At 59.4% G+C, this 12258-nt stretch carries 11 protein-coding genes and 2 tRNA genes; 2 read left to right on the forward strand and 11 right to left on the reverse strand.

Annotated elements, in window-relative coordinates; all coding sequences use genetic code 11:
• Positions 1-112: 112 nt before the first annotated feature.
• The 4 genes from AC5YUO_RS18095 to AC5YUO_RS18110 form a co-directional block, all read right to left on the reverse strand.
• Positions 113-301: a Trm112 family protein gene (locus AC5YUO_RS18095; protein ID WP_003497541.1), complete on the reverse strand. Its 189-nt coding sequence runs from the start codon at positions 299-301 to the stop codon at positions 113-115.
• Positions 302-312: 11 nt separating this feature from the next.
• A complete protein-coding gene (locus AC5YUO_RS18100) occupies positions 313-984 on the reverse strand; it encodes an LON peptidase substrate-binding domain-containing protein (protein WP_496156226.1) in 672 nt (223 codons plus the stop codon).
• 69 nt (positions 985-1053) lie between these two features.
• Complete coding sequence (gene trxA / locus AC5YUO_RS18105; protein WP_496156227.1) at positions 1054-2022, reverse strand: thioredoxin; 969 nt, start codon at positions 2020-2022, stop codon at positions 1054-1056.
• A 53-nt stretch (positions 2023-2075) separates the two neighbouring features.
• Complete coding sequence (locus tag AC5YUO_RS18110; RefSeq protein WP_496156228.1) at positions 2076-2585, reverse strand: prolyl-tRNA synthetase associated domain-containing protein; 510 nt, start codon at positions 2583-2585, stop codon at positions 2076-2078.
• Between the two features lie 253 nt (positions 2586-2838).
• On the opposite strand from AC5YUO_RS18110, the gene AC5YUO_RS18115 reads away from it, so the two are divergent.
• A tRNA-Gly gene (locus AC5YUO_RS18115) sits at positions 2839-2913 on the forward strand.
• Positions 2914-3202: 289 nt separating this feature from the next.
• Positions 3203-3502 (forward strand): hypothetical protein, encoded by a 300-nt coding sequence (locus AC5YUO_RS18120; protein WP_496156229.1) that lies wholly within the window; start codon positions 3203-3205, stop codon positions 3500-3502.
• A gap of 218 nt (positions 3503-3720) precedes the next feature.
• Here AC5YUO_RS18120 and AC5YUO_RS18125 read toward each other — a convergent pair.
• The 7 genes from AC5YUO_RS18125 to AC5YUO_RS18155 all read right to left on the reverse strand — a co-directional run bounded on the left by AC5YUO_RS18125 (position 3721) and on the right by AC5YUO_RS18155 (position 12216).
• Positions 3721-3797: transfer RNA gene (locus tag AC5YUO_RS18125), tRNA-Met, on the reverse strand.
• Positions 3798-3932: 135 nt separating this feature from the next.
• Positions 3933-5129, reverse strand: a complete 1197-nt coding sequence (mnmA, locus tag AC5YUO_RS18130) for a tRNA 2-thiouridine(34) synthase MnmA (RefSeq protein ID WP_496156230.1) — start codon at positions 5127-5129, stop codon at positions 3933-3935.
• A gap of 206 nt (positions 5130-5335) precedes the next feature.
• Entirely contained in the window at positions 5336-6526 is a 1191-nt protein-coding gene (locus AC5YUO_RS18135; protein WP_496156231.1) for an OpgC family protein, read from the reverse strand.
• A 472-nt stretch (positions 6527-6998) separates the two neighbouring features.
• The gene (locus tag AC5YUO_RS18140) at positions 6999-8075 is read right to left on the reverse strand and encodes a Tim44 domain-containing protein (RefSeq protein ID WP_496156232.1); all 1077 of its coding nucleotides are present in this window, start codon (positions 8073-8075) and stop codon (positions 6999-7001) included.
• Between the two features lie 225 nt (positions 8076-8300).
• Complete coding sequence (serA, locus tag AC5YUO_RS18145; RefSeq protein ID WP_269346694.1) at positions 8301-9896, reverse strand: phosphoglycerate dehydrogenase; 1596 nt, start codon at positions 9894-9896, stop codon at positions 8301-8303.
• A gap of 83 nt (positions 9897-9979) precedes the next feature.
• The gene (locus AC5YUO_RS18150) at positions 9980-11158 is read right to left on the reverse strand and encodes a phosphoserine transaminase (RefSeq protein WP_496156233.1); all 1179 of its coding nucleotides are present in this window, start codon (positions 11156-11158) and stop codon (positions 9980-9982) included.
• Between the two features lie 212 nt (positions 11159-11370).
• A complete protein-coding gene (locus tag AC5YUO_RS18155; RefSeq protein WP_496156234.1) occupies positions 11371-12216 on the reverse strand; it encodes an outer membrane beta-barrel protein in 846 nt (281 codons plus the stop codon).
• Between the last annotated feature and the right edge of the window lie 42 nt (positions 12217-12258).

The raw sequence follows: 12258 nt of genomic DNA on the forward strand, positions 1-12258 counted from the left end.
TCCCCGCAACAGACATGTTGGGCGGGACTCTGGTCAAATCCACGCATGGTTGTCAACGCATCTTCGTCAATTCACGCCATGCAATGCGTAAAGGCGGGGGTAAGCAGAAAGGTTAGTCTTCTATTTTGCGCGCCTCCGAGATCAGCATGATCGGCACGCCGTCGCGGATCGGATAGGCAAGCCTGGCGCTTTCGGAGATGAGTTCATTGCGGGCGCGGTCGTAGGAAAGGCGCCCCTTCGTCAAGGGGCAGACCAGAAGCTCCAGGAGCTTGGGATCGACATTGCTCATCCTGTCGTCCATGGGTGGCGATCCTATTGCAGCACGTTGCCGCCCTCGCCCGATCCCTGGGCAAGAACGATCTCGGTAATGGCGATCAATGTCTCGGCCCGCGTCTTCAGATCAGGCGCTTCCAGCAGCGCCTGTTTCTCAGCCGGTCCGAAGGGAGACATCATGGAAAGCGAATTGACGAGAACACGATTGCCCGCCCTTTCCACGCTTTCCCAATCCGCTTCCAGCTGGTTCGCGTCAAGAAACGAGCGGAACACTCGGAGCAGATTTTCGCGGTCAACGGCCTCTTCGTCATATTCGCCGGAAAGATCGGCGATGAAAGGCGCATGCCGGAAGCTGCGATAGGGTTTGCCCGCCTCCACCTCTTCCAGCAGGCGGAAACGGCACACACCGGTGAGCGAAATGATATAACGGCCATCACCGGTTTCTGAAAAGGATGTGATGCGGCCGAGGCATCCGACTGCGCTCAGTGGCCCGCCTTCAAGGCTTGCCTCGATGACGTGAAGGGCCGGCTGCACCATACCGATGAGCCGATGGCCCGCCAGTGCCGTGTCTATCATGGCGAGATATCGCGGCTCGAAAATATTGAGCGGAAGATGGCCTTCCGGCAACAGCAGGGCGCCTGGCAGGGGAAATACCGGCACGGTTTCCGGCAGATCGTCGTTCTTCACATATCTCACATTTCCGACATGCATGGGAATCAAGCCCCCTGTTCATTGCTGCCCGGCCGGCGGTTCAACCGCCACGGCCGGGATATGCCCGCATTACGAAAACAGTATCGCCGAAAGCTTCCTGCGGCCGGCAACCGTTGCCGGATCCTTGAAGCCCCAGGCCTCGAAAAACTCCAGAAGCTGGCGGCGCGCGCCGTCATCATCGAAAGTCCGGTCCTTGCGCATGACGTAGAGCAGATGATCGGCGGCCTCATCGCGCCGGCCTTGAGCATTCAGCACCTTGGCAAGCTTCACCCGCGCCTCGTGACGATCGGGATCGAGCGCCAACTCGCGCTCCAGCGCCACCGGGTCGCCGATCTTGCGAGCTTCCTCATATTGCGCGATCTTTTTCGAAACGAGCTGAATGCCCGCATCTTCGGTAAGTTCCGCAGGCAGCGAAGAGAGCAGTTCGCTTGCCCGCTCATATTGGCCGGCCGCGATCATGCATTCGGCGATCCCGGCAATCGCTACGGGATTTTCCGGATCGGCCTGCATGACGGCACCGAAAAGCTGCGCGGCACCGTTAAAATCGCCATCCGCCAGAAGCTGCTTCGCCTCCGTCAGAACAGCCTCGATCTCGGCCTTGGGATCGCCCGCGTCGGGCCCGGCTATCTTCTCGATGAACTGCTTGATCTGGCTTTCCGGCACCGCACCCATGAAGCCATCCACCGGCCGGCCGTCGGCAAAGGCGACGATGGCCGGAATGGACTGGATACCGAGCTGGCCGGGAATCGACGGGTGGTCGTCAATATTCAGCTTCACGAGCTTCACGCGGCCATTCGCCTCGTTGATGACCTTCTCGAGCACCGGCGTCAGCTGCTTGCACGGGCCGCACCAAGGTGCCCAGAAATCCACCAGAACCGGCTGGCGGCGCGATTCCTCAAGGACGTCCCTAGAGAAACCCGCCGTCGTGGTGTCCTTGATGTGGCCGGAGGCCGCACCGTTCAGCTCACCATTATGGTGGGCGCTTGCGGTCATCTGCCCGCTATAGGAACCGCCGTAAGGATTATTCGTGCCGCTCATGCCGGTCTCCCGTAACCTCTGTCACATGTCTTATTTGAAGCAAAGATCGTATCTCACTCGCTGACTTTCAAGACAAGCGGCGCATGTCCGGTTGCCTCAAGAAAGCGAACGAGATCCTTGGACGCGATCGTCGTTGTCTGGTCGTTGGAAAGCGGATGGCCATTGACCAGCTCGTTTTCCAGAAGCCCGCTGTCGAGCACAAAGGTGACCTGCCTGTCGGTGTCGTTGATGGCTCCGAACACCGTCACAGAGCCCGGCACGACGCCGAGATATTCGAGCATTTTTTCCGGTCTGCCAAAGGACACGCGGCTTGCCGCACCGATGGTCTTGTGAACGCTCTTCAGATCAACGACCGCATTTTCCTCAACGGTCAGAACGAAATACTGATCCTTCTTGTCCTTCACAAAGAGGTTCTTTGTATGGCCGCCGGGAATGAGGTCGCGCAGTGACTGGGACTCGGCGACGGTAAACACCGGCTCGTGCTGCTTTGTGGCGTGGGAAATGCCGAGCCCGTCGAGAAACTCGAACAGCTCCGTTGCCGTCTTCCGGGAATTTTCCGCCATATCCTGCCGCCTGCCTCTGCCGATTCCACTATCCTTGTTTCCTGATTAAGGGGGCAACTGACGCTTGGCAACGCAGGAAAAACCAGCGGGAGGAAAAATTCTCAATCATTTCCGCCGCTTGTCGCATTTCTCAAAGAAATTTTCGTGTTTTTGTCATTTCCCTGTTGCATTCCAAAATCGATTGAGCGATATAGCGCCCGTCGCCACTTGGCGGCCCACGGTTCAGCGAACTACCCCGGACCGGTGGATTTGAGCGGGTGTAGCTCAGGGGTAGAGCACAACCTTGCCAAGGTTGGGGTCGAGGGTTCAAATCCCTTCGCCCGCTCCAAATTTCCCAGAGATCGAATACTCATCAAAGTGTCCATTCCCTCGCGCGTCGCCTCGTTCCGTGTCATGCGGCTTGACACTTGGCCTTCCCAGCACCCCTGTCGGCAAAGCGCGACGGAAATTATCCCCCAGGCGGAACCTATGCGGAAGATATCCGTTTCAGACCCGAGGCTCCTAACCTCAGTTCCCCTCTGATTGCCCGCCATGAGCGGGCATTTTTTTACCGGCGCCCCGGGAACAGCTTATGTGCGCAACACGTTCTCCTGCGTTGTTCAACGCGGGGAAGAGCCATGTCCGCATATCCCAGAAGAATTCTCTTGATTGCCGCACTCACCACCTTGTCGATATCAGGCACATCGCTTGCCGCAGATATGACGGTTTATCGTGAGGAACGGGTTTCGCCGTATAAAACACATCATCAACCGCGGCGGATCGAAAACATCCATTCAAATCCCGCAGAAACGCGCTGCGGCGAAAATATCGTCTCCTACCGCTCCCCTTACGAACGGTATACGGAACCGGTCACGCTCTGCCATCCGCCGATAAACTGGAGAACAGGGCCATCAACAGCAACAATATGGTCGCCTTGATCTTGCCATAATTCATTTGATGTGCTTTTGTGCAGCCGCCCTTGTGGGAGGGGGTAGAGGTTGAGACCCGCTGGCTGCATTTTGGCAGTAGGCGGGTTTCCCTTTTTTTGGGCGACACTTACCGGCAAATACCATCTGATCCATCGTTTCTCGGATTTGGAGAAACAACGAAACCCGTCGCGAAACGGTGCAGATTTGATTTTTCATAGGAAGGAAAGTGGTAGCGGGAGAGGGACTTGAACCCCCGACACGCGGATTATGATTCCGCTGCTCTAACCACCTGAGCTACCCCGCCACAGGGGAAACGTGACAGTCATGTGACCGGCCGCTCCATCAGGATGAGCGGCTTATAAGGTGCCGCTCCCCAAAGTGTCAAGCGCAAGATGCGCAAAAAATTCGCTTTCCACATCGCTGCAAAAAGCGAATGGTTTCAGGCGGCAACCGGCTTTTCGAGAAGCGCCTTGAGCGACGCCTCGGCTTCCGCCGAGCGTTCCGACCGTTCGATGAAACCGCCGCCATAAACGCGGGCATCCGCGCCCGGCGCGGAATAGAGCACGCAGGCCTGACCGGGGGCGACACCCGCCTCCCCCGTCATCAGGTCCACATAGATGCCGTTTTCATCGGCATGCAGCACCGCTTCGGTCGGCGGGCGGGTGGAGCGCACCTTTGCAAAGCAGGCAAAGCCCTGACCGGCATCATCCGTCAACTCGCCGTCGCCCAGCCAGTTCATGTCACGCAGATAGACGCGGCGGGTTTCCAGCGCTTCACGCGGGCCAACGATCACCCGGCGGCCCCGTGCATCGAGATGCACGACATAAAGCGGCTCGCCCGTCGCGACGCCAATGCCGCGACGCTGGCCGATCGTATAATGTACGATGCCATCGTGGCGGCCGAGCACGCGCCCGTCGAGATGGACGATATCGCCCGCCAACGCCGCATTCGGCTTCAACTTGTTGATGATATCGGTATATTTGCCCTGCGGCACGAAACAGATGTCCTGGCTGTCGGCCTTCTTGGCCACCACAAGCCCCATATCTTCCGCCAGCGCCCGCGTTTCGGCCTTGGAAAGGCCGCCGAGCGGAAAGCGCAGATAGTCGATCTGCTCCTGCGTCGTGGCGAACAGGAACCAGCTCTGGTCACGGTCGCTGTCGATCGGCCGATAGAGGGCGCGCCGCGCCGGCTGGCCGGGAACGGGATTGGGACGCGAGCGGATATAATGGCCGGTCGCCAGCGCATCGGCGCCCAGTTCCTGTGCAGTCGCCAGCAGATCGGCGAATTTTACCGTCTGGTTGCAGGCCACGCAGGGGATCGGCGTCTCGCCCATCGCATAGGCTTCGGCAAAGGGATTGATGACGGTTTCGCGAAACCGCGCTTCGTAGTCCAGCACATAGTGGGGAATGCCCAGCGTCTCGCAGACCCGGCGCGCATCGTCGATATCCTGCCCCGCGCAACAGGATCCGGCGCGGTGCACGGCAGCGCCATGGTCGTAGAGCTGCAAGGTGATGCCGAGGACATCATAGCCCTCGCGCTTGAGGATACCGGCCACAACAGAAGAATCGACGCCACCGGACATGGCGACAACGATCCGGGTATCTTCCGGCCTCTTGTCAAAATCGAGCGTATTCACGTTTTTTCCCATCGTCAGTCATAACGGGGGTAAAGGCCCCGCCGCCTGTCGGTCATCCGCCACGAGAACCCTTGGCCATCGATCGGGCCGTTTGCTCGTCATCCTGCGGATTTAAGGGCTGCATATAGAAAGGAATGGCCGCGCACGCAAGTACGGGGCGGAAAACCGCCCCGTAAAGCCGTCAGATTCGGGTCGTAACAAGGCCGTTAAGCACCGGCCGTCTTCTGGCCACTGCTGCCGAACCACCTGTCGCGTTCTCGCCACAGGGCCGGCAAGGCCAGCAATCCGATGGCCGTGAAGGCGATCAGCGTCTTGTTAAGCTGCGACAGTTCCGCCGTGCGGCCATCCAGATAATAGACGCCATACACGATCGCGACGTGCCAGACATAGACCTGCAGCGAGTGGCGGCCGAGCAATTGCAGGAACTTCAGCGACAGCACCCAGATGACGCCTTCGGCGATGGAGCGCACGAGCGGGCGGTGGTGATGGGGACCCGCAATCACCAGCCAGGTGAGGCCGACACCAACGGCAAGGAAGTTGATGAGGTAGACCGGGCCGAAATCGGCGCGGATTTCCATCGTGGAAAATTTCCCCATCATGAATTCCGGCATCAGGCCCCAGGCCGTGGCGATGCGCAGCGGCATGAAGAACAGGCAGATGACAAGCGCGGCCTTCGGCAGCCACGTATGCTCAGGCGAGAAAATCGCCTTCCACGGAATGCGGTTCTGCGCCGTCATCGCGCCCATCACCAGCGCCGAATAGAAGACAAGCTGCCAGCCGAGCAGGTTGAAGCTGACGCGGATACCCTGCTCGTCCGCGCCCTTGACGAGTTCGTTGAGCGGCGTCGTCACGATTTGCTGCAGGCCAAGCTGACCCGCCATCCAGACCAGCAGGGAGCCGGCCATGACATAGGCCCACTTGCCGTCGAGGCAAAGCTTCACCAGAACGGGCGCAAAAATCATGTAGACGATATATTGCGGCAGAATATCCATGAAGGTCGGCTGGAACAGGAAGGTGGCAATCGCCGCCAGACGCAACGGATCATCGAAGGTCGTCATGCCGAGCCAATTGTACCAGATATAGGGGGCGTGCGGGATGATCATGCGGAAGAACAGCACAGCGATGACGAGGCCCATCGCATAACGATAGAGCTCCATCGCGCGGTTCCAGATCATCTGCTTGCCGGCATCATAGCCGTATTTCATCATCTTGCGCGCATAGACCATGCCGATCAGCAGGCCGGACAGGAACACGAAGCCCTGCGCGTCCTCGACAAAGGCAAACTGCCGGTGATTGATTTCCACCAGCCAGAAGCCGCCGGCAAACACCAGATGGTTGATCAGCATGAAGACGAGGAAGTAACCACGCATCCCGTCGATCAGGTCAAAGCGTTTCATCTCGATAGCTCTCCGTTCTCGCAGGGCCTGCATTGCCCGGCCACCCAGCCCGGCCTGGGAGGGGCCGGGGATTGGATTGTCAACGCTGTTTTGCGCCTGAGGTTCCCTTTCCAAAGCGGTTTAGAACCGGCGCGAAAAGTCACATTGACGTGTATGCATTCTGGTTAGGACCTAGGGACTGAATGCCGGATGAATAAAAAAAGGCAATTCCGTGAAGCGGAGGAGCCATGCGCGAGCAACATGCCGCAACAAACAGGGCTCAAAGCCTTGCATAGCAAGGCGAAGCCGAATTCACCACCAATGACCGGCGGAGATATCACCCGTTAGATTTATCAGTCGTTTTTTTGGAGCACCTCGCCGTGCCTTTGGCCGATCGAGCGTCGGCGTGACCACGCTTCACGCAGCGAGACGAACAAAGGCCCGGCGGTAGCAAAACCGCCGGGCCTTTATCTGTTAAAGTCGATCCGATTCGTCAGGCAGCAGCCTGGATGGCGGCGACCTGCCAATTGTCGTTTCCGGGGCGGCGGACGAAGGTCCACATTTCCACCGCTTCGGACGGATGCTGTTCGTCACCCTCGATCACCTTGCCGGAGGTGCGGTCACGCATCACGTCGATGGCGGAGTAGCGCATGGCGACCGTTGCATAATCCTGGCCCTCTTCGTGCCATGCTTCAGCAACGTCACCCTGCAGCAGCGTCACGTCGCGCACGTCGTTTTTCACGCCGCTGGTTGCGTTGTCGCTCAGTTCCTCGGCCAGATAGGACATGGCTTCCGGCGTCGTCAGCTTGCGCAATGTGCCGTAATCCTCGGCGGCATAAGCAGCCTGCACGTCTTCCAGCATTTTCTGGAAGGTTTCGAGGTCGCCCTGGGTAATGCCGATTTCATCGCCTTCCGACATGGCATTGGCATGGGGCGTCGGCTTTGCCGCTGCGGCAGAAGCGGCCGCCGCACCACCCGCAGCACCGGCAAGTGCGCCGATCTTCGGAATCTTGAACGAGGATGCGGCAGAACCCGCCTGCGAACCGCCATTATAGGAGGGGCTGGAATGATCCGTGCGCTGCGATCCGCCGGCCGAGCCATAAGCGGGCTGGCCCTGACGGCGCGAAGCGAAGAAACGCATGGCAAGCATGACCAGCAAGCCGATCAGCGCCACCTGCAGCAGCATGCCGAAGAAACCGGCCATGCCGCCAAAGCCGCCGCCCAGAAGCATGCCGAACAGACCGCCCATCAACAGGCCGCCCATCAAACCACCCATCATGCCGCCAAACAGGCCACGATTTTGCTGTGGTGCCTGCGCGCCGGGACGGGCCGGCTGAGCAGCATTGGGCGTCGCCGGGTTGGTGTTGGGCGTCATGCTGCGGTTGATCGGCGCGGTCTGGCCGGGCGCCGTGCTGGTCGAGGGCGGAGCGGAATAGGTCCGCGTGCCGCGGCTGCCGAAACCGCCGCTCGCGCGGCGCGCCTCTGCCATATCAACCGCCACGAAAGACACCGCGATACCCAGCGCGGCGACTGCGAACAAACCCTTGAAGCGCCGAAAGGCAGCAAACATCACTATCTCCTGTTGGCCGCCCTCCCATGAGCGGCATGTCAGCAGGCGATATAGCAACTCATGATCATCATTTTTAGAGCACCCGGCTTAAATTTTTTGTGATATGCAACCAAAGCGCGATATCGGCTTGTTACGTTACCAATCTGGCGGCCGGAAAACCAGAAAACCCGGCACAGGGTTTCCCCTGCACCGGGCCTTATTGTCCCCTTGGGAGGAACGACAAGATCAGTCGACGTTAAACGTCAGCGGCTTGACCTGGCGGATCGCCGGGTTGGCGCGCAGCTTGTCGAGCACGGTTTCGGAAACCGGGCCATCGACATAAAGCAGCGCGATGGCGTCGCCGCCTTCCTTTTCACGGCCGAGCTGGAAGTTGGCGATGTTGACGCCAGCCTCGCCGAGCGTGGTGCCCATGAAGCCGATCATGCCGGGAACGTCGGTATTGGTGATGTAGATCATGTGCGATCCGACATCGGCATCCATGTTGATGTTCTTGATCTGGATGAAGCGCGGCTTGCCATCCGAGAACACCGTGCCGGCAACCGAGCGGATCTGGTTTTCCGTCTTGACCGTCAGCTTGATGTAGCCGTCATAAACGCCGGTCTTGTCGCGCTTGACTTCGGAAAGGATGATGCCCTTTTCCTTGATCATGACCGGGGCGGAAACCATGTTCACATCCGCAACCTGGCTGCGGATGAGGCCGGCCAGCAACGCGCTGGTCAGCGCCTTGGTATTCATGTTGGCGGTTGCGCCATCATAAAGGATTTCGATTTCCTTGGTGGCGCTTTCCTGCACCTGACCGACGAAGGAGCCGAGAACATCCGCCAGGCGAATGAAAGGCTTCAGGCGCGGTGCTTCTTCCGCGGTGATCGACGGCATGTTGATGGCGTTGGAAACGGCACCCTTGACGAGGTAATCCGACATCTGTTCGGCAACCTGCAGGGCAACGTTCTCCTGCGCTTCCGTGGTCGAAGCACCGAGATGTGGCGTGCAGACGACGTTAGGCAGGCCGAAAAGCGGGCTCTCGGTGGCGGGCTCGACTTCGAACACGTCGAAACCGGCACCGGCGACATGGCCGGACTTGATGGCTTCGGCAAGGGCTGCCTCATCCACCAGCCCGCCACGGGCGCAGTTGACGATACGCACGCCCTTCTTGGTCTTGGCGAGGTTTTCAGCGTTCAGGATGCCGCGGGTCTTGTCGGTCATCGGCACGTGCAGGGTGATGAAATCGGCCTGGGCCAGCAACTCGTCCAGCTCAACCTTGGTCACGCCCATTTCCTGCGCACGCTCCGGCGACAGGAAGGGGTCATAGGCCAGAACATGCATCTTGAGGCCGAGCGCACGCGAGCAGACGATGGAGCCGATGTTGCCGGCGCCGATGACGCCGAGCGTCTTGCCGGTGATTTCGACACCCATGAATTTCGACTTTTCCCACTTGCCGGCCTGCGTGGAGCTGTCGGCGGCCGGAAGCTGGCGGGCGACGGCGAACATCAGCGCAATAGCATGTTCGGCAGTGGTGATGGAGTTACCGAACGGCGTGTTCATGACGATGATACCGCGGCGCGAGGCAGCCGGAATATCGACATTGTCGACGCCGATGCCGGCGCGGCCGATGACCTTGAGGTTGGTCGCAGCCTCGATCAGCTTTTCGGTCGCCTTGGTGGCGGAACGGATGGCGAGACCATCGTAATTGCCGATGATTTCGGCAAGCTTGTCCTTGTCCTTGCCGAGCTTCGGCTGGAAATCGACTTCGACGCCACGATCGCGGAAGATCTGGACGGCGGTTTCCGACAGTTCGTCGGATACGAGTACGCGAGGTGCCATGGTTCACGGGCTCCTTGAAAAGCGGTGCAGTTTTGAAAGCGGGGAATATGCGGCCCTGCATCTGCGCAGGGCCGGTATCAAAATCAGGCGGCAGCCTTGGAAAGCGCTGCCTTCTGCGTCTGGTAGGCCCAGGCGAGCCAGGGCATGACGGCTTCCATATCGGCCGTCTCAATGGTGGCGCCGGCCCAGATACGCAGACCGGACGGTGCGTCACGGTAAGCGCCGATATCGAGGGCGACATTTTCCTTTTCGAGCAGGGCGACGACACCCTTGGCGAAATCCGCCTGCGCGGCGGCATCCAGCGCCTGCACCTCGGGATCGACGATCTTCAGGCAGACGGACGTGTTGGAACGGGTTTCCGGCTTGACGGCCAGATTGGCGATCCAGTCATTCTTCTCGATGAAGTCGTAGATGACCTTGGCATTGGCATCGGCACGGCCGATCAGCGCCTTGAGGCCACCGAGGTTCTTCGCCCACAACAGCGCATCGATGTAATCTTCAACGCAGAGCATGGACGGCGTATTGATGGTTTCGCCGGTGAAGATACCTTCGATCAGCTTACCGCCGGAGACCATGCGGAAGATTTTCGGCAACGGCCATGCCGGCGAATAGCTCAGCAGGCGCTCGACGGCGCGCGGCGACAGGATGATGACGCCATGGCCGCCCTCACCGCCCAGAACCTTCTGCCAGGAGAAGGTAACGACGTCGAGTTTTGCAAAGTCCATGTCCTGCGCAAACGCCGCCGAGGTGGCGTCGCAGATGGTCAGGCCCTTGCGGTCGGCAGGGATAAAATCGGCATTGGGAACGCGAACGCCAGAAGTCGTGCCGTTCCAGGTGAAAACCACGTCGCGGTCGAAATCGACTTCGGCAAGGTTCGGCAGCAGGCCGTAATCGGCCTCGAACTTGCGGACGTCCTTCAGTTTCAGCTGCTTGACGACGTCGGTGACCCAACCGGCACCGAAGCTTTCCCAGGCGAGCATATCGACGCCGCGTTCACCGAGCAGCGACCAGAGCGCCATTTCAACGGCGCCGGTGTCGGATGCGGGAACGATACCGATGCGATAGTCGGCGGGAACGTTTAGAATTTCACGGGTGAGATCGATGGCCTGCTTCAGCTTGGCTTTGCCAACCTTGGCGCGATGCGAGCGACCGAGCGGCGCATCGGAGAGAGCATCTAGCGACCAACCGGGACGCTTCGAGCAGGGACCAGAAGAAAAATGCGTATTGCCCGGACGGACGTCCGGCTTCACTATATCTGTCATTTAACTACCCTTTCAGATAGGCGCCTCTCGTTAGGGAGAGGTGTCCTGACGCCGTTGCTATTCCTGTCGCCGATCCCAGTCAAGCGGAATATGTCGCTACGCAGAAGAATTTTGGTCCATATGCGTCATGCGCCGCGTCAGGTGCCGGTAAAACAAAACCGCCCGCACCCGGAGGATGCGGACGGTTTGAAACTACCAGCTGGGCGTGACGTTTATTTATAAACGGCAGGCTGCAGCGGAATATCGGCGGGCGGCATATATTGTGCGGTATCGCAGCCGTTGAAGACATAACGGCCACCGACGCGCACTTCATGCGAATAGAGACCCTTGTCACGGCCCGGACCGCCGCCATTCTCATAAGCGAACATGTCGCCCTTGTTGATGTGGCGGAAACGATAGCCGATGTCGGCCTTCAGGTTACAGGTGACGTCGATGGATGCGCCGGCCATCAGAGCGTAGGCGAAGCGCCACTTGCCCTTCCCGCCGTGTTCGGTGGTCGGGTCGCAGCCAAGGCCATTGGTGCTGCACGAGGTATTGCGCAGCTTGTCCCACTTGACATAGGAGCCGCCGATACCACCACCAACATAAGGTGTGACACGGCCATAGGTGCCAAGATCAACATAGGCGTTCGCCATCAGCGTGTAGGCACGCAGCGAGCTAAGGTCCGTCGAAACACATGGACCCAAAACAGAGCCACATTCGCCTCTCGTCGAACCACGGAAATCCGACTTGCCCATGTAGTCGAAGGTCACATCGCTACGGAAATAGTTGTTGAACTGATAACCGACACCGGCACCGATGACATAGCTGTCCTTGATCTTCGCGGTTTCGAAATCCGCGAGATAGCCGCCGGGGCCGCCCTGATAATAATGAGCGCCGCGCAGCTTGTTGAAGGAATAACCGACATCGCCGCGCAGATACCAGCCGCTTGCCTGGGTGATCGCGACTTCGGGGGCCTCGACATAGGCGGGTGCGGGCTCGGCTTGATAAAGATCGGCAGCGATAGCGCTGGTACCGGTCAGCAGGACGGCCAGAAATCCGGCCAGGGCGTTTTTCATGACTTCCACTCCAGAAGAGGCACGTGCGGTTTCGGCAGCAGA

The organism is Agrobacterium sp. LEGMi-208b (assembly GCF_059511785.1).